Annotated in this window: 16 protein-coding genes; 11 read left to right on the top strand and 5 right to left on the bottom strand. The window is 43.6% G+C overall.

Annotated features, from left to right (window positions below):
• Positions 1–102 precede the first annotated feature (102 nt).
• The 7 genes from rpoZ to J5X94_RS04670 all read left to right on the top strand — a co-directional run bounded on the left by rpoZ (position 103) and on the right by J5X94_RS04670 (position 10,326).
• Complete coding sequence (rpoZ, locus tag J5X94_RS04640; protein WP_010201435.1) at positions 103–363, top strand: DNA-directed RNA polymerase subunit omega; 261 nt, start codon at positions 103–105, stop codon at positions 361–363.
• 477 nt (positions 364–840) lie between these two features.
• Positions 841–3,027, top strand: a complete 2,187-nt coding sequence (locus J5X94_RS04645; protein WP_010201436.1) for a RelA/SpoT family protein — start codon at positions 841–843, stop codon at positions 3,025–3,027.
• Between the two features lie 133 nt (positions 3,028–3,160).
• A complete protein-coding gene (locus J5X94_RS04650; RefSeq protein ID WP_010201437.1) occupies positions 3,161–3,541 on the top strand; it encodes a RidA family protein in 381 nt (126 codons plus the stop codon).
• 133 nt (positions 3,542–3,674) lie between these two features.
• Positions 3,675–5,972 (top strand): primosomal protein N', encoded by a 2,298-nt coding sequence (locus tag J5X94_RS04655; RefSeq protein ID WP_210540406.1) that lies wholly within the window; start codon positions 3,675–3,677, stop codon positions 5,970–5,972.
• A 277-nt stretch (positions 5,973–6,249) separates the two neighbouring features.
• Positions 6,250–7,350 (top strand): cation diffusion facilitator family transporter, encoded by a 1,101-nt coding sequence (locus tag J5X94_RS04660; protein ID WP_416346165.1) that lies wholly within the window; start codon positions 6,250–6,252, stop codon positions 7,348–7,350.
• A 295-nt stretch (positions 7,351–7,645) separates the two neighbouring features.
• On the top strand, positions 7,646–8,350 hold the full coding sequence (locus tag J5X94_RS04665; RefSeq protein ID WP_189585413.1) for a hypothetical protein: 705 nt from the start codon (positions 7,646–7,648) through the stop codon (positions 8,348–8,350).
• 89 nt (positions 8,351–8,439) lie between these two features.
• Positions 8,440–10,326 (top strand): monovalent cation:proton antiporter-2 (CPA2) family protein, encoded by a 1,887-nt coding sequence (locus J5X94_RS04670; RefSeq protein ID WP_010201442.1) that lies wholly within the window; start codon positions 8,440–8,442, stop codon positions 10,324–10,326.
• A 9-nt stretch (positions 10,327–10,335) separates the two neighbouring features.
• On the opposite strand, the gene J5X94_RS04675 is transcribed toward J5X94_RS04670, so the two are convergent.
• Positions 10,336–11,265 (bottom strand): DUF2628 domain-containing protein, encoded by a 930-nt coding sequence (locus J5X94_RS04675; protein ID WP_210540409.1) that lies wholly within the window; start codon positions 11,263–11,265, stop codon positions 10,336–10,338.
• Positions 11,266–11,459: 194 nt separating this feature from the next.
• Here J5X94_RS04675 and J5X94_RS04680 point away from each other — a divergent pair, with 194 nt between their 5' ends.
• The 4 genes from J5X94_RS04680 to J5X94_RS04695 all read left to right on the top strand — a co-directional run bounded on the left by J5X94_RS04680 (position 11,460) and on the right by J5X94_RS04695 (position 16,272).
• Complete coding sequence (locus J5X94_RS04680; protein WP_210540411.1) at positions 11,460–11,894, top strand: hypothetical protein; 435 nt, start codon at positions 11,460–11,462, stop codon at positions 11,892–11,894.
• Between the two features lie 130 nt (positions 11,895–12,024).
• The gene (trmB, locus tag J5X94_RS04685) at positions 12,025–12,822 is read left to right on the top strand and encodes a tRNA (guanosine(46)-N7)-methyltransferase TrmB (protein ID WP_010201446.1); all 798 of its coding nucleotides are present in this window, start codon (positions 12,025–12,027) and stop codon (positions 12,820–12,822) included.
• A 1,030-nt stretch (positions 12,823–13,852) separates the two neighbouring features.
• The gene (gene recA / locus J5X94_RS04690) at positions 13,853–14,929 is read left to right on the top strand and encodes a recombinase RecA (protein ID WP_189585426.1); all 1,077 of its coding nucleotides are present in this window, start codon (positions 13,853–13,855) and stop codon (positions 14,927–14,929) included.
• A 203-nt stretch (positions 14,930–15,132) separates the two neighbouring features.
• Complete coding sequence (locus J5X94_RS04695) at positions 15,133–16,272, top strand: regulatory protein RecX (protein WP_210540413.1); 1,140 nt, start codon at positions 15,133–15,135, stop codon at positions 16,270–16,272.
• A 116-nt stretch (positions 16,273–16,388) separates the two neighbouring features.
• Here J5X94_RS04695 and J5X94_RS04700 read toward each other — a convergent pair whose 3' ends face one another.
• The 4 genes from J5X94_RS04700 to folP all read right to left on the bottom strand — a co-directional run bounded on the left by J5X94_RS04700 (position 16,389) and on the right by folP (position 19,360).
• A complete protein-coding gene (locus J5X94_RS04700) occupies positions 16,389–17,099 on the bottom strand; it encodes a YidB family protein (RefSeq protein WP_210540415.1) in 711 nt (236 codons plus the stop codon).
• Positions 17,100–17,329: 230 nt separating this feature from the next.
• Positions 17,330–17,788 (bottom strand): hypothetical protein, encoded by a 459-nt coding sequence (locus J5X94_RS04705; protein ID WP_210540417.1) that lies wholly within the window; start codon positions 17,786–17,788, stop codon positions 17,330–17,332.
• Positions 17,789–18,052: 264 nt separating this feature from the next.
• On the bottom strand, positions 18,053–18,331 hold the full coding sequence (locus J5X94_RS04710) for a succinate dehydrogenase assembly factor 2 (protein ID WP_010201454.1): 279 nt from the start codon (positions 18,329–18,331) through the stop codon (positions 18,053–18,055).
• A 132-nt stretch (positions 18,332–18,463) separates the two neighbouring features.
• Positions 18,464–19,360, bottom strand: coding sequence for a dihydropteroate synthase (gene folP, locus J5X94_RS04715; RefSeq protein WP_210540419.1), 897 nt, complete (start codon positions 19,358–19,360; stop codon positions 18,464–18,466).
• Positions 19,361–19,429: the final 69 nt, after the last annotated feature.

Consider the following 19,429-nt stretch of genomic DNA (forward strand, 5'->3'; position numbering starts at 1 on the left):
ATGCTACAATGTCTAGCTATTCCCCTTTATATTTTTGATATTATTTTTATTTGAGTGACGGACCATGTCTGTGACTAATAAAAACAACCGAGGTAGCTATTTATGGCACGAGTGACGATTGAAGATTGTTTGGATAATGTTGATAATCGCTTTGAGCTGGTTTTGGTCGCAAGTAAGCGCGCCCGTCAGCTGGCCAAAGGTATCGCTGAACCGTTGGTTGAAGTCGATAACGACAAGCCTACGGTATTGGCTCTACGTGAAATTGCCGCGGGCAAAATCACTCGCGATATTCTAAATCAGCCAGAGCATAATTTTGCTACTAGCTCAATGGATTTAGCACTGTCAGGCGATCATAGCTTCTAGTAAAAGCTGTTTGACATGCAAATGCATATTGATGATAAAAACCACAGCTTATGCTGTGGTTTTTCGTTTACAACTGTATGCTTTTGGCTATCATGAAAGCCATTTGCGCCCAAAATCATACCACTGGGTATAAATTTATAAGTTTTTTTCTGGCACCAGCGCTTAGCAGTTGACATTGAATACGATTTACGATTAATTAGAGAGTGGTCTCGCCTTTCTACTGCTCTCTATTATAATTATTGCTCTTTTTTACAATAATCGTTTTCTTTTATAATATGGTCGCTGCAATTTAAAAGCGTGACAGCATCGACCCTGTAAACGATACGCTGGTACAGCTTGCATCCGGTTGCTTTTTTATCCATATATCCATACATCGATATTATCTTGCTTTAACGATAGATTAGTATTCATTCAGTCACCATTTACCTTAACAGGGCTTAATCAATTATAGGTAATGGAAAATAGGATCGTCACTTTATGAGTCAAACCCTTCCCAAACTCAGTCATCATCTAGTCGATGATGCTCAATATAATTTGCTCCGTTCAGTTGGCTATCTGACTGCTGCTGAACGCCGTGATATTGTTGATGCTTGTGAGTTCGGTGATATTGCGCATATTAAAGACAAGCGTAAATCAGGGGAGCCTTATATCACTCATCCGATTGCAGTCGCTGAAATATTGGCAGGTTTTCGTTTAGATCGAGATACCATTATTGCAGCGATTTTACATGATACCGTCGAAGATACCGACGTTAGCGATGAGCAAATCGAGCAACGTTACGGCAAAGTGGTTGCTAGACTGGTTGATGGCGTCACCAAATTAAAATCTTCAACCCATAATAAGCAACAAAATAAAGCGGCGACTTTTCATAAAATCCTGACGGCTACCCTTGCTGATCCAAGGGTGTTAATCATTAAGCTTGCCGACCGCTTACACAATATGTCGACGCTAGATGCAGTACGTCCTGAAAAACAGCGCACGACGGCGCAAGAGACGTTAGATTTTTATGTGCCATTTGCCCGTCTGATGGGTCTCAATGACATCGCTGATTATATTGAGGTGCTGTGTTATCGCAATCTTGATTCTGGTATGTATAACAAGATTTCAGATAAGCTGCTGCAACACGGGCTGGGACGTAATTTTCAAAGAGAGGCTATTCATAGCTATCTGACTATTGTCTTAAACAATTTAGGGCTCAATGGCCTCGTCAAAGTATTAGACAATCGCGTGGTGATATATCGACAGTTTTTCCGCAATCGCGGTGAGATTAATGCGCTACTTCGTCACTATGCTTTTGAGATTGTGCTCGACAATATTGAAGCTTGCGACAAACTGGCTTATTACCTTATCAAAAAATATCAAATCGATGATACCCATATCGCTGACAATATTCGTCGCCCACTACCGGGTGGCAATCAATCCCTGACCCTTATTTATGAGCGGGATAATGATTTTGTAAAAGTCACTATTTTGACCAAGCAAATGCAAAATGCGGCAAGGCTTGGCGTTATCGGGGCAGAACACGCTTCCGATGTCAGTCAATCAGTCATTCAGGCGTCACTACGCAATATGAAAGACTTGGTCGATGAAGACAGCTTAAATCAAAACAGCCCTGACTTTACTGCTGCCGTCTCGACGATTAGCGAGCTGATGGATTACCTACATTCAAGCAAAATTATTTGTTATAGTCCCAAAGGTCGCGCTTATGAGCTATCACAAGGAGCCACAGCGCTTGATTTTGCTTATGCTGTTGGACCTATGGTTGGTAATGTGGCCGTCGGTGCCAATATCGATGGCAACAAAGCCAAGCTGGGCACGGTGGTCAAAAACGGGCAATTGGTCGAAATTGAAGTAAATAGCCACTCAGAGCCAAAGGCAGAATGGCTCGGGTTTGTCGTGACCAATAAAGCCCGTGAAGAGATTTTACGCTGGTTTAAGGATTTATCTGCTGCTGATAAACAGCATCATGGTCAACAAGCCTTGGATCGCGCGCTAAAGACCTATCAAAAAAGCCTCGATGATTTAACGGACAGCGATTGGAAAAACTTGACAGAATGGCGTGGTCTAACAGAAAAAAATGCGCTATTTGAACAGATTAGCTCGGGCACGCTACTGCCACAACTGGTGGTCACTCGCTTATTTAGCGACGAAGTCAGCGACTTGCAGGCTAAAGAACAAAATGATGATGATGCCCAACCGCAACAATTGATTGTCAATGCCTCAGGGGTAGAGCTTGATTTTGCCAATTGCTGCCATCCGATCTACGGCGACCCTATCGTTGGTCATTTATCCCGTCACGGCTTGGTGGTACATCGCCATAAATGCTTCTCGCTCGATGATATTCGTAAGGACAACCCTTATCAAGTGATACAGCTGCGCTGGCGCAATGACAAGGCCATCAAACAAAATGAATCCGGCGAGCACGCTAGCAAAGTCCGTTTTTCGGCTTATTTGAAGCTGTCTCTTGCCCTCAGCGACGAACAAATTAGTGAGGTTATCTATCATCTGCGCCAGTTAAATATGGGTGTCGAAACGGTCGATGTGCGCCATACTGACACTATCATTCATATTGTGGTCCGTAGTCGCAATCATTTAGCACAAGGCATTCGCGAACTGCGCTCGCTGCTGGGCTTTCCCAATATCATGCGACTCTATCAGCTGTAGATAGAAGTGTTAAATACCCTTACTTTTAATCTCGAATTTTCAGAACAACCCAAAACAATGATAAACTTTGCTACTTCGTTTTTAGTCAGTAAAGCCAATCAATCAAACGAAAAAAACACCTTAAGGATATAATATGACTCGTCAAACCATTCAAACTGATAAAGCCCCTGCCGCTGTTGGCACTTACTCACAAGCCGTCAAAGTCGGTAACACCGTTTATATTTCAGGACAGTTAGGTTTCGACCCTGAAACCATGGAGTTGAGAGAAGGTTTTAAAGCACAGGCTGAGCAAGTGTTCGAAAACATCAAAGCTATCTGTGAAGCAGCTGGCGGCAGTCTAAATGACGTGGTTAAATTCAATGTATCTTTGACAGACTTAAGTGATTTTGCCGTTTTAAACGAAGTTTTCGTGGCCAATCTATCTGAGCCATACCCTGCCCGCGCAGCCGTACAAGTCGCTGCTCTACCAAAAGGCGGTGTGGTCGAAATTGAGTCTATTCTATATATTGAATAATCTTGAGCCTCATCACACTCAATTCTTAAGTAATTGAGTAAAAATAACGGTTGTTAGCGTAAGCCCAAATATCACTATTTGGGCTTACTATTATTCTCATTATTTAAATACCCAAACAATAGAGATGTATTTTATGTTGGTACAAGTTGCTCTACCCGTGCCCCTTTACCGGGTGTTTGACTATAGCTTACCGGCAGATATGAATGCTTTGCCAGATAATAACTCACCATGGATACCACCAATTGGTAGCCGCGTCGAGGTGTCCTTTGGTCGTCAAACCTTAATCGGTATCGTGGTCGCTCATATCGCTGAAGCGGATAGCAGCGTACCGATGAAAAAACTCAAACCTATTAATAAGTGCTTAGATGTTGAGCCGATTTTGGATACCAGCATGCTAAAGCTGGCTTATTGGCTGGCAAGCTATTACCACTATCCGCTTGGTGATGTGTTAGCCGTCATCTTGCCCAGCCTCGTTCGTCAAGGCAAGCCGCTAGACTTGCTGATTACGCACTGGCGAATTTTGCCGCATATCGCTGATGGCGATTTTCGTGCCAATGCCAAAAAGCAGAAGCAACAATTTGATATGTTAAAATTACACGGAGAGCGCGGTGCGAGCGAAGATGTGCTGCTGTTAGAAGGTATGCAGCGCAGTTTTTTAAAAACGCTGGAAGATAAAGGCCTTATCGAGCGCTATATTGAGCCAAAACAAGCACCTGCTCCTGTCAAACTCGCAAAAATGCCACTCGATCTCAATGATGAGCAAGCGCTTGCCGTTGCGGCTATTGTTGCGGCGCACGAAGCTGAGCGCTACACGGGGTTTTTACTGAACGGCATTACTGGTAGTGGCAAGACCGAAGTTTATCTGCAAGCGATGCAAGCCGTATTAGAAGCGGGCAAGCAGGTTTTGATTTTAGTACCGGAGATTGGTTTGACCCCGCAGACGCGCGCGCGCTTTGCCAGTCGTTTTGCTGCCCATATTGTCTTGCTACACTCCGGCATGACCAACACCCATCGTCTACAAGGCTGGCAAGATTGCCGCACGGGTCATGCTCAAATCATTATCGGGACGCGCTCAGCAGTGCTATATCCCTTTGCTGATTTAGGACTTATCGTCGTCGACGAAGCACATGATGGTTCTTATAAACAACAAGATACTCTACGTTATCATGCCGCTGACGTCGCGCTTTATCGCGGCCTGCAATGCAACATTCCTGTCGTACTTGGTACCGCGACCCCGTCTCTTGAGCATTTAAAACTGGTCGATGACGGCAAATTAGTAGAATGCCAACTACAGACTCGCCCTGGCAACGCAAAGCCTGCAACCATGCAACTAATTGATGCGCGCCTGCAAAGTACCCATCAACAGACTCAAGATGATGGTGCACGCTATGATACGGGGCTGACCGATGCGTTAATTGGTGCGATACGGCAAACGCTCGAAGCGGGCGATCAAGTATTGATATTTTTAAATCGTCGCGGCTATGCGCCAGTTTTGTTATGCGAAGCTTGTGGTTGGCAGGCAGATTGTCCACGCTGTGACGCGCATTTAACCGTTCATTATAATAGTCAATCGCAACCCAATTCCTATTCAAGCAGCTCGTACTTAAAATGCCATCATTGCGATTGGCAAGCCTATATTCCCACCGTTTGCCCTGATTGTGGCAGTCAAAACCTAGATGCCAAAGGGATGGGTACCACAAGACTCAGCGAAAACCTGCATGCGATTTTTGCCAATCCGCAAACCAGTAAAGAGTTGTATCCCATTATCCAAATCGATCGCGATACGACCAGACGGAAAGACAGCTGGGAGAATATCTATCGGCGTATTAATGAAGGCAAGCCTGCTATCTTAGTCGGCACGCAAATGGTAGCCAAAGGTCATCACTTTCCCAATGTTACCTTGGTCTGCTTGCCCAATGCTGATCGTGGCTTTTTATCCGCTGACTTTCGCTCGCCAGAACATACCGCGCAATTAATGATTCAGGTGGCTGGTCGTGCTGGACGCGGTGATAAGTCTGGTCGTGTATTGATTCAAACCTTGCAGCCAGATAATGAGCTGTTATTAAAGCTAGTAAAAGATGGTTATCTGTCCTTTGCTCGCGAGCTATTGCAAGAGCGTAAAATGATGGGGTTACCGCCGCATAGCCATGCTGCCCTGATACGCTGCGAAGGCAAAACGCTTGCCGCTACGACGCAAGCATTGAAAGATGCGATTGCCAGTCTACCTAATGGCCATAATCTTGCTGTGCTTGGTCCTATCGACGCACCGATGAGCAAGAAGAACAGCCGCTACCATGCACAATTGCTACTGCTAGCCAAAGATCGACGACAGTTACATCAAGTATTAAATCAATGGTGGCAACCGGTACTCGCCTTGCCAAGCGCCAAATATCTGAAGCTTACTTTGGATGTCGATCCTGTCGGTTGGTGATGCCCAATTCCTAATCGTGATCCTTTAACTACAATCATCACACTATAGCTCGCCATTGCTAAAGAACGCTATTCAAAATCAGTCACTCATCGTTTACCGCCTAGATACAGCAAGCATTTATTAAATGTGCTAAATTCTGTATATCTGTCTGGTTTATGCACAGCAAACCCAGCTTTATAAACCATCCATTTTACCTTCTATCATCCTGAGTGTTGTTATGAGTCAAAATAATTCAAACCCTGAACGAAGTAACCATTCTCATCAGAGCGATGCTGATATGCCTGAACCTCTGCTTCAAGATAATGAGAGCAATTACACTCATGACAAGCAAGACACTCACGACCACGATGAACACTTAGAACAGACCACGGCACCGCGCGATACCAAAGGCTATCAGCGCACTTTACTGTTTAGCTTTATTATAATCACTGGCTACATGTTTATCGAAGCGATCGGTGGCTGGCTCACCGGTAGTTTGGCACTATTATCCGATGCCGGTCACATGCTCAGCGATGCGGTGGCCCTTGGCGCGACGTTAATGGCATTCAAAATTGGTGAAAAAGCAGCGACCCATCAAAAGACCTTTGGTTATAAGCGCTTTGAAATTTTGGTGGCGGGAGTAAATGGCGCTACCTTGGTTATTATCGCGCTGATGATTTTTTATGAAGCGATTAAACGATTTAATTCACCGCCTGACATTGCTACCCAAGGGATGCTGATCATTGCGACCATCGGCATGCTGATTAATATTTTAGTCGCTTGGTTGATGCACCGAGGTAGCCACGCTGAAAATCAGCATAGCCACGGCGCCAGTACAGACAAAGCATCTGATAGCAAAGCACCAGTGAATCTGAATATGCAAAGTGCTTATTTGCATGTCTTGAGCGACTTGATGGGTTCGGTTGCGGCTATTATTGCCGCGTTACTAATGATAGGTTTTGGTTGGTTGTGGGCAGATGCAGCGGCGTCAGTCATCGTTGCCATCCTGATTTTAATCAGTGGTTACCGCGTCGTACGCGATTCAGTCCATATATTGATGGAAGGCACACCAGCAGGTATATCGCTAGTCAATGTGGAGCAAAAACTGATCGCCCATCCTCAAGTACACAAGGTACACGACCTGCACGTTTGGAGTATCACCAGCGGCTTAAATGCACTGTCTTGTCACGTTGTCGTCGATGGAGAAATGAGTATTCACGAATCGAGTCTGCTGATTGAGGATCTGGAAAAAAGCTTGTTAACACTTGGCATTCATCATGCGACTATTCAGGTCGAAAGCTCATCGCATCCGCAAACAGCTACCCATAGCGATGCGTTAGTCTGTGACATCTCCGAGCGAGCCGTTGATAATGGGAGTCATATTGGTCACAATCATTGAGCAGCTATATTAGAGTCCGTCAATAACGCTACTCAGCAAAATCTGTATGCTGTATTAATATTAAGATTAAGATTAAGCGATGCTAATTTAATACTAAGCCAGCTCTTCATATGGCTGCTATATTGGCAACTCTCATTAAAATTTGCTCAATCACTTTAAAAAAATAAAGTGCCAGTAAGTTTATATGGTTATAATAACTATCAATTAATGATAAATGATCAATTCAAACCCTATTGAACATTGGCAAACATACTTATTAGTATCTTTTTAATTTATTCATTGATGATATCCCACTATGTCTAGACGCTCAGCACCTTTTGTCGCCCCAGACTATATCGACGACCCTACCTCAAAAGATGGCAAAAAACACGCCAAGGTTTTGCTATCAACCCTGCAAGAAGACATCGCCAGCTTTCGTGATGCGCAATTTCCACCTGATATTTTGCGACAAGTTCGCGACATGCCTATCTATGAAGGCAATTTAGCCGAAGTCAAAGCCTATCAACAGCGTTGGCAGACTCTGCTCGAACGCGCGATGGCCTTTTATCCTGCGGCCAATCTACCACCCGATTATCTGCCGCTACCAGCCAGCCTCGAAATACCGCAGTTTATTTATCATGTGCAACGACTGCATCTAACCAAAACTCACGCTAAAGAATCTAAAAGTTTTGGCTCAGTCGGTGCACTTACGGATAAATGCGGGGATTACAGCGCTGATGAGATTGCGCGTATGGCAGCCGTATTTGATAACGACGATGAGGCTCGTTTGGTCGCTCATCGTGAATTTATTGATTTGCGTGCGTACGTCTTTTGTCGCGATAATAAAGGTGAGATGTTAGAGCCTGAGCGCGTACGCTTTTATCGTACTGGACTCATTGTCCACGCTTTGCCCAATTTTAAAATGATAGACAGTCGGCAGACACCGCGTAAGCGTCGTAATGATGCTTATAACAATCCGCTTGCCGATAATGGCGTGTGGAAGATTTATCGCAAAAAATAACGTATGCTCGCGTTATTTATTATTGTCCTTCTTGTTTTATATTGACTGTTTTACATTGCTTATTTTATTGCCAATTTTGAGGATTCCAGATGTTCGCTGCCGCCGCCGGCTCACCAAATTTAATGTTACAAGCTACAATTTTCTTGGGAGCCGCGCTGCTCTTTGTACCCCTTGGCAAACGCTTTGGTATTGCGACCGTCCTTGGTTATTTGATCACCGGACTGATATTAGGGCCTAGTGCGCTAGATGTAGCGGGCGATGCTGAGAGCTTATTACATTTTTCTGAATTTGGCGTGGTGATGCTGCTCTTCATCATTGGTCTTGAGCTCCAGCCTTCACGGCTTTGGGCGCTGCGCCGCTCAATATTCGTCCTTGGCGGCTTGCAAGTCGGTCTGTCCGGTACCTTATTGATGGGTATTCTATATCAATTTTTCTCCTTACAACTCGATACTGCTTTTATCGTCGGCTTCGGCTTGGCGCTCTCTTCCACCGCTTTTGTGCTACAAATACTGACTGAAAAACAGCAGCTGTCTAGTACCCATGGTCGCGAAGCGTTTACCATCTTATTATTCCAAGATATTGCCGTGATTCCTTTATTAGCGGTCATTCCGTTTTTGTCAGGGGTGCGCGAGCAGAGCTATGACTTAATCTATTTTGGCAAGGTTTTCGCCGTTTTCGCTGGACTGATTTTTGCCAGCCGCTATGTGGTTCGACCTTTCTTTAAATTTGTCGCCTCTAGTGGTGCGACAGAATTACTGACTGCGGTCGCACTATTTATCGTCATGGGTGTCTCTATCTTGATGGGTCAAATTGGTTTATCGATGGCGCTTGGCGCATTTTTGACTGGCGTATTGCTGGCAGATTCGGAGTACCGTCACGAGTTAGAAGCCAGTATCGAACCCTTTAAAGGATTGCTGTTGGGGCTATTCTTTATGTCAGTCGGTATGTTGACTGATGTCAAACTCATTTTGGCCAAGCCCATCTTTATTATCGGCTGTGCGATGGCATTGATGTTTATCAAATTCGGTGTGGTCACCGCTATCGCAAAAATATCTGGCAATCGATGGCCAACCAGTATCAGATTGGGGGTGACTCTCGCTCAAGGGGGTGAATTTGCGTTTGTCTTGTTCAGTGTGGCCACCGCCCAAAACGTCCTGCGACCTGAGCTAGCAAACACCCTAAATCTCATTGTGACCATCTCTATGGCGCTGACACCATTGGCATTCTTACTATTAGAAAAAATAGGAGAGCCATTATTTGCCAAAAGCAAACCCAGCCGTGAGTACGACACCATTCCCGATCATGAGCATCAGGTCATTATCGCGGGCTTTGGCCGTGTCGGTCAGATTATCGGTCGTGTATTACGCATGCATAATATCGAATTCACAGCCATCGAACGCTCTGCCAATCGGGTGGATTTTGTCCGTCGCTTTGGTAACCAAGTCTATTATGGTGATCCAAAAAACCCTGAAATATTACGTGCCGCTGGTATCAAAAAAGCACGTGTGTTTATTCTTGCCATTGACGATTTAGAGCGCTCTATTACCACCGCTCAATATTTGCGTAAAAACTACCCTGATTTAATCGTCTTGGCACGAGCGCGTGATCGTCAGCATTATTATCGCCTACGTGAAGTTGGGGTGCGTCATATTTGGCGTGAGACTTATTTATCGTCGTTAGATATGTCGCGTGAGTCCTTGCAGCTGCTCGGCATCTCTCCAGAAAAAGCACGCGAAACTGTACAGACTTTCCGTGATTATGATGACGACTTGATTGAACGTCAGCAAGCCATCTATGATGATGAAGCTAGCCTGATTGAATCAGTACAATCATCAATGGCAGAGCTTGAAAGCTTGTTTGATGAGGATATTGGCAAGGCGCGTAAGATGGATTTGAGTGAGTTTTCTGACGCCCTAAAAAACCAAGCGACGCCCGTTGATGAAAAAGACGATATCGTTCCTGATCCTAAAGCCTAACTACCTTTTTTAATCCGTTGAGCAGTTTGGCGGCGCCAGTTTTTCGTTTAGCGAGCTGGTGCATTGCCAACTATCGCCATCTTCCACATGATAGAAAGCCACTGTTTGCTCATTGAGATAACGCAGTGGGAATTTAACATCATGAATCGTTCCTATGACAGCACAATCTGTTTTAGGAACGCCCGGCAGTTGAGTGTCAATACGCACCAGCACTTGCGGGTCGTCTATGTTAAATGGCAAATCAATGGGACACTGCCCAGTCTGTTGGTAAATGACAGCCACACGATTCTGCGTCGTTTTGGTGATGTCATAAGCATTGAATAATATTTCATTGGCTTTTGGCTTTGCGATAATAGGTAAAAACTGCACCTTAATCACCAGTAAGGCGAAAGCAAAAAGCCCAAAACCCAATCCCAAACCAAATAAGCTCACCCCACCCTCTCGGCGCAGATGTGCCTGCTGCTCGGTGTCATCTCGTGGATGGTCATCAATCGCATCAGCGATTTCGCGCCGTGCCATACGGTAATAATAAGCGTCTGTCCAACGCGCCACCATACACGCCCAATATAACCAAATCATCGCTGCAATACCTAGCCGCGTTGCCATTTGATACGCATCAGGAATATAAGACATCGCCACAAATTCAAAGACAACCAACACAATCGCAATATTAAGCTGAATAAAGGACCAACCTGCCACGCTATAGACGATCGCATCCATATAGCGCTTGCGATATAGCAGCCAAGGAAAAGTAATAAAAAACGCGGCCCAGTGCCATTTTGGCGACAAATAGCCTTGCTTATCAAACTCCGCGAAGCGCTTGAGATAATAGCGTTGGGTACGATGACCGATAAACCATTTATCCAACTGCTCACGCTTGGCAGCAGTCAGCTGTTCTTGGTAAAACGGTGGCGGTGAATCCGTCTCGATAAATAACATAGCAGTAGGCTCTCGATAAAAAGCGTATCAATAATCACTGTAAGATACTTTTTTCAGCGAATAATTAGATTAAATACACTCTTTATATTCTTCATTAATATTTCATATTTATAGAATATCTTTAGTATAAACTGATGCAAAAGCCAATCATAGAGCGACTAAGCTCTTGTCCTTATTTGATTCGTGAGCATCTCATGTCTACACTCAAGCGCAATATAATCATAACCATTATGATTATTACCGTTCTAATCGCTACTGCTATAACCCTTATCATCGTTAACGTCAGTGCCATATCTGATCCTTATAAAAATGAGCTAGGTTTTGATCAAAGCACCTTTGTAGGTCAATGGCCATTTACCGCCGAGAGTGTGGTAATAAGATGTGATAAAATTAATGACAAATCAATTGTTTCTATAATAACCCTCAGTGGAGAGCGTTATATTCTCAATGCTGATTCAAATACAGACATCGATAAGCCGCCAATGAAAACACTCAGTGCAAAAGATACAATCTGGCGCGATACTGAGACAGATACTGAAACAGATAACAACTATTTATCATCTGCTGACGCCAAAGTTTCTACGGGCGATATCATCGATGCAGGTTTAAAATTATGTACGAAAGCTTAGAAAATGTTTGAAAGGAGAGTGAAAGCGGTTTACGCCATCAGCAACTGCCTGATAATTGAACGTTCACACTTGCTCATATTTAACCTATAATACGCTTATATTCGCAACTTTATAAAGTCTTAGTAACCCTATGAACCAATCCTCTAATCCCGATAACTCAAATGATATAAATCAAGTGGCTGAGCCTAATACTGCCATCGAGACCGTTTCGCAAAATGATAAACATATTCGTATTGTGAATACTTTTATGAAACGGCGCACGCACATGAATAAGAACGCCGAGATGGCTCTCACTGATCCAGAGTTTGCTGACTACTTGGTTAATAACAGCTTCGGTGACGGCAATCTTGATGGTATCGATGACTTGCGCGTACTATTCGCCGATACGCCCAACGGTATTGATGCGCCGCTTACTGTAGAGATTGGTTTTGGACTGGGTGACTCATTCATTGAGATGGCAGCTGCCGAGCCGACGCGTAACTTTGTGGGTGTTGAAGTACACGAGCCAGGTATCGGTAAATGTGCTTATATGGCAGGTACAAAGGGTTTAAGTAACGTCAAAATCATTAACGGCGACGCCATCCAATTGCTCAAGCAGCTTCCAGAAAATCATATCGACCGTATTCAGCTCTACTTCCCTGATCCATGGCAAAAAAAGCGCCATTATAAGCGTCGTTTTGTCAGCCCTGAGCGTATGGCGATTGTCACGCGCAGTTTAAAACAAGGTGGCTGGTTCCATACAGCAACCGACTGGGAGCATTATGCCTTTTGGATGGTTGAGGTTTTAGACGGTTTTTCAGGACTCACCAATCAAGCGGGTGCAGGCAACTTTACTGACCGCCCTGACTTTCGTCCAATGACCAAGTTTGAGCGCCGCGGTTTAGAGCGCGGGCATGGTGTCTGGGATTTAATCTATATTAAAGAGTAAGCCTCATCGCGTTACCCTTAATGATTTTTGACAAAGCGGCTAAGACATTTAGCCGCTTTTTTATGCAGCTGGTATTACCCACCCTCATTTTATCTAGATATATTCAGTATTTAATCAGCCAAACCCTCTGTTTGAGACGCTTTGAAAAATTTTATTTATTAAATTTACAGAGCAGCAATATGTGAAACATAGCAATTTTGACGAAATTGCCAGATGAAAAAATAGTTGCATGATGGCACAAAACATATAATTGAATGATTCGCTGACACTATACATTCAGGCAAACATTGGCACTATAAGGGCTGCACGAGTTCTCCCCATAAGCTGTGGATAACCCTGTGTATAAGTCACTACTTGACAAGAATTTTCCTAGGTAGCTTAAAGGGTTAGGTAAAATCGTTCATTTTTTGTACAATTTAAAAACCTATATTATTCAACAACTTATATGTAAATTTAAATCATAATAAATTATTTTTAATATTTTAAAATATTATTTTAATATTAGCGATGTTTCACATAAGGTAAATAAACGCTATTTATTTGTTGTGGACAACTTATAAATCTATTGACAAACTACCCCATTATCCCGTCTGAAATAATACATAAGTTCTAGCATAGTCTATATAAAATTTCAGTCGTTTATCATGCGACATATAGTGTCGTTTAACATCATCTAACCCGCTATATGATCCGTGGTTTTTGTTATAATTGCCTTACCTAAGTAATAGTGGCACAAAGAAGCGCTTCATGATTAACGAGCTTAATACAGCCTAGAAGTTACCCCTGTAGCCATTAATTACGAACTTAATTTTACTTTTATCATTATTTGATTTTACTGTATAGTAAGGTGATATATCCAATATTACTATCTATCTCATCGATATGACAACCTATATAATCTAGCTGAACGCTGGTTACTATGTAGATAATTATCAGCACTATTGAGCCATTAACCGTCATGGTACGAATATTTTCTTTATAGCACCAAATTTATAGTCTTACACTAATGATTGAAGATAAGGAATCCAGTATGGACGACAATAAAGCCAAAGCCCTCAAAGCGGCACTAGGTCAAATTGAAAAGCAATTTGGTAAAAATACCATTATGCATTTAGGCGATAACTCTGCTGCGCTTGATGTCGACGTAGTATCCACAGGCTCGCTTGGTCTAGATATTGCCCTTGGTATCGGCGGCTTACCAAAAGGGCGTATCGTTGAAATCTACGGCCCAGAAAGCTCAGGTAAAACCACCATGACTTTGCAGGCGATTGCAGAATGCCAAAAGCAAGGTGGCGTATGTGCCTTTATCGATGCAGAGCATGCTCTAGATCCTGTCTATGCGCGTAAACTTGGGGTACAGACCGATGACTTGCTAGTCTCGCAGCCTGATAATGGCGAGCAAGCGCTTGAGATTACCGACATGTTGGTACGTTCGGGTGCTGTCGACATGATCGTCATTGACTCAGTCGCAGCCTTGACACCACGTGCAGAAATTGAAGGCGAAATGGGTGACTCACACATGGGTCTGCAAGCACGGCTAATGAGCCAAGCGCTACGTAAAATTACCGGTAATGCCAAACGCTCAAACTGTATGGTGGTCTTTATTAACCAAATCCGTATGAAAATTGGTGTGATGTTTGGTAGCCCTGAAACCACGACCGGTGGTAATGCGCTGAAATTCTACGCCTCAGTCCGTATGGATATTCGTCGTATCGGTGCGGTCAAAAATGGTGATGAAATCATCGGTAACCAAACTCGTGTGAAAGTTATTAAAAATAAAATGGCACCGCCATTCCGTCAAGCCGAGTTTGAAATCACTTATGGCGAAGGTACCAACCACTTAGCCGAAGTGATTGATTTGGGTGTCGAAATTGGCGCAGTCGGTAAAGCAGGCTCTTGGTATAGCTATGGCGATGAAAAAATCGGTCAAGGTAAAGCAAACTCAGTGTTATTCCTCAAAGAAAACCCTGTCATTGCTGAAGAAATTGAAGCCAAAATCCGTGCTGAAAAGCTAGGTGTTACCGATGATGGTAGTGTTGCCGACGATAGTAAAGCACCAGAGGTAGCCAAAGCTAATAAAGAAACAGTGGCAAGTCCAGTACAGTAATCGTTACCTGACTATTTTTACTGATTAGCAAACTAGGGCCTGTCCTCATTTTAAAAGTGGCAATAAAAATGAGATAAGTTGCAGTCAAAAGAGAGAAATAGCGCAGATAATATCGAGATATTAGTCAGCTATTTGGCAAGGTTTAGCCATTTTTGACCTATTCAGATGACCATCGATTGAATTGAGGACACGCCCTAATAGTTATGAAGATTAAAACATTAGCCGAAATTCTAGCTGAGTCGGAAGCCGATTCAGCTAGTACTCCTGTCTCTAAACAAAAAACAGCCACTCAAAAGTATCTCTCTAAAAAATCTGCTAAGCGACAACAGCCTGTAGTTAAATCAAAACATCCAAAGTCTAGTCCCGCGCGCTCAACTTTTGAGGACGATGAAACGTCCCAAACCGTTGATCACTTCGACAACGACACTAGCTCATTTTTTACTCCTGAACATTCATCCAAATCCTCTAAAACCAAGTCTAAAAAGCGTAAGAAACGCTTCCATCCGGCTGCTAACTTCGAGCCAGAGCCTAATAACGTACCTACTTATCAATCACCTGAACCGCAAAGTATCAAAGAGATGCTAGCGGAAGTTAAGCGTGACATTCATGACAACTCGCTAGATGGCAAGTCCAATATAAAAGAAAACTCAGATACAGATAACATCATCGACGACACCACATTTGGTTCCACCGATGAGCATTTATCAGAGCCAGAGAAAGACACTGCTGCAGTTAATCAAATGGATAACTTGCCATCAGCATTAAAAGCCTATCTACGTACCCCTGAACAACGACAGGCCGATGTTGATGCCATTAAAGCGGAAAGCCGCTTACGTTGGTTGGCGTTTTATTATTTATCACGCCGTGAACATGGCAAGGCTGAATTAAAACAAAAGCTGCTCGATAAGGAGCAGAATCCTGCCAAAATCGATGCACTACTTGAAGAGTTTGAGCAGAAAGGCTATCAAAGTGACTATCGCACTACCCTCATGCTTATTCGTGAAAATATTCGTAAAGGTCGGGGACGTGGACGTATCAAGCAGGAGTTTTATCGTAAAAAGATGGCCATGCCTGGTAATATCGACGAGCTAATCGATATGGCGAATGCAGAGTCAGATGAGTTTAGCGAATTTGTAGATGACAGCGCCGACAACCTCGTCGAAGGGATTGATTGGCTGAAATTAGCGGTTGCCGCCCGCACCAAAAAATATGGTGACGACATCCCCACTGAGCAAAAAGACAAAGCTCGCCAACTACGATTTTTGCAATATAGAGGTTTCAAGAGTGATATCTGTTTTGCTGCGCTCAACTATACGCTAGACACGTTAGATGAGCGCTTTTAGACTAATGACTCATAACGATTGATTAGTCGTAAAAAAAGAGTACGTGATTAGACATACTCTTTTTTATTGCATTTTTATCAATACTGGTTTGTTAAAAAGCAGCTATTTTAGTGTGGTTATTTTAACGTACCCAGTCGACTCGATAACTGACCAATGATTTGCTCAATCTCTTGATTGGCCTCAGCTTCATTGTCTAGGTTGCCGTTTGGCGTCAATTGGTTCATCACTTCTGGCAGCAACTCCGCTAAACCTTGACGCACTTCAGTCTCATTAGCACCAGTCTGTGCGGCTACTTGCTGAATCTCATTTTCGTCAAATAATTGGTTGATTTCATTGGGATCCAAATTGTCATTGACCTCATTGCTACTCATCCAAGAACGTACTTGATTGTCGTGACCCATACCTGTAATTTTTGAGAGAGCAGCGCCTAAGCCGCCATTACGCTGAATCCAGCTCAATACCATGGGCATGAGAGCGGCAACCAGCATGCCTTTACCACCGCTACCACTTCTATTACTTTGACCACCCAGTACGCTACCTAGGATGTCGCCCAAGCCACCCGCACCAGTGCTCATACCGCCGCGTTGACTACTGCCGGTGAGACTACCTATAATGTCGTCCAGACCAAATCCATTATCCGTCTGACGATCATACTGCTGTGGGTTATAACCGCCGGTTTGGCCACCACCCAATACCCCACCTAAAATATCACCCAGCCCGCCAGTGCGGCGTGATGTCGTACGCTGATTGACAGGATTGCGCTGTGCATCATCTGGAGCCATCGCACTACGTGCTACTTGACTGACTAAATTCCCTAATAAGCTCATAATTTCTTCCTTTTTGTTCATTTTATTTGTTTTTCTAAGCCGCTATGCCATCTGACCAGACTGTTATAAAATCAATAGATGGCATAAAAGCTGAATATGTTTTCGTATTTCAATATAACAAATCTATCTTACTATCGAGATAGGTGTTTTGTTATTCACCATATTGGCCTATTAAAATCATTACAAACCTAGGGTCTGTTGAACATTCAGGAGAAACCTCGTGTGCCCAATCAAGTTGTTGTTGCAGCATTCACATTCGCCAGAATATTTAGCTCTCGCCATTGCTCAAGGCTCACTTGATCGCGAAATACAGTCACCGACAAGGAACGCTGATAAGGCTCTGTAATAATAAAATCAAAGCTCATCGTCCAATAATTATGTTGAACAGTCCTCAATTGTGCTTGCCATAGCCCATCACCTTGACTCGTACGTATCAGAAGTTGCCACTGTTGATCGACACGCTGGTCGAGCGGTGGCTGCGTTAGATGCAATAAAATAGGACGCGACAATGCCAGATAGCTAACGACGGCTGCCGTGATCGTTAATATCAATACATATTGCCACAGCGCCAATGCAGCAAGCCATGCCAATCCAAGCATGACTGACGCCAAACCAAGATACAGTAACGTACGCAAATGGCTAGCGGTCTTGATAGCAGTATCAATCCGTGGTGAGGTAATCATTGTCATATATACAAAACTGCCATATGGGAAAAACCGTCATATTTATCAGACTGTCTCAGTCATCAATACAAATTTAACCACATAAAAGGAAACTCAAAATCATGGATAGCTTAACTGATAAGCTACCCAGCTATAATATGGTCAGTTCAGAATAAAATCGATACATTACTCGTTAGGTACGACTGTTATAAATTTTGCTTGCTTACTGCTATCACAGAGGCTACGAAAAATTCATCCCAATCGCACTGTATCTGTTTCAAAGTAAATCCACTAGATATCCTTAGTATGACGCCATGTTTTAATCTTATTCACTAGTGCCCATATGCTTTCATCATCTGGACGATTTTGATTGGTAAAATAATCTAATAAATCTGGATCTTCATGAGTCAGCATCTGGGCAAAGCTTTCCTGCTCAGCGGGGTCTGCTGTTAAATAAAGCTCTTTCACATATAGGTCAATGTAAAAGTCCAGCTCCTTTAATCCACGACGGGCTTGATAGATGACACGCCGCTGTTCATTGGTTGGCTCTGGCTGGGTCGTAGTGGTCATAGCATTACTCTCATTATTTTAGTAGGTGTTCAGATTAATATTAAATGTTAATTATTGGCGCTAACTATTAGGGTCTGTTGAACATTCAAATGTGGTACTGGCAGTGATTAGAGCCATACTAACGCTAACTTCTTAGTGTTGATTGTAGGCAGACAATTGATGCCATAACGCCACTGCTTGCTGCATCATCGCGACATTATGGGTACGTATAATACTAGCGCCTTGTTGCAGGGCAAATATACCAGCAGCAACACCGACCGTATCTCGTTCTACCGCCTCAGTTGTAGCCACCGCTTCGACGCCACTCTTGGTCAATACTTCTGCCAAAAAACGCTTGCGGGAGATACCAAACATCATAGGCAACCCAAGACTTTTTAACTCTCCTAGCTGAGACAATAGCGCGCAATGATGTTCGTAGTTTTTGGCGAAACCAAAACCTGGGTCGATAATTATTTTCTCACGCTTAACACCAACGCTCGTGACCTCATCGATACGAGCGCTTAGCTCCGCACTAACGTCAGCGATGACATCGTCATAAAGCGCCAGATTATTCATCGTCGTCGGCTCACCACGCATATGCATCAACATAACTGGTATATCAAGCTCCGCCGCTAACGCTGCTGCACCCTCGCGTTTGAGGGCGCGCACATCATTCCAAATATCAGCGCCTGCCTCAAAAGCTGCCTGCATAACGATAGGATTACTGGTATCGATAGACAACCAAACGGCATTACCAAGTTGCTGTCTAATTGCTTTAACGATCGGCACAACTCGTTGCATTTCTTCAGTGGTAGCAACGGCGTCAGCATTTGGACGGGTAGATTCACCACCAATATCAATAATGGTCGCACCCGCCTCTATCATCTCTTTGGCATGAGCAAGCGCGCTATCAATAGCATTGAACTGGCCGCCGTCTGAAAATGAATCGGGTGTGACGTTGAGGATGCCCATAATGTGTGGTTGCGATAAATCTAAAGTTTTTTCGCGACTAGAGACGGTATAAATAGGTAAAGGTTGAAATAATGACATAGCCAATCCGTTGTAGATTAAATTTATAAAAACTGGGCTAGCGCTCTATTTTTCTCTTATGATATCAGT

The organism is Psychrobacter sp. K31L, assembly GCF_017942195.1.
Taxonomy (GTDB): Bacteria; Pseudomonadota; Gammaproteobacteria; order Pseudomonadales; family Moraxellaceae; genus Psychrobacter; species Psychrobacter glaciei.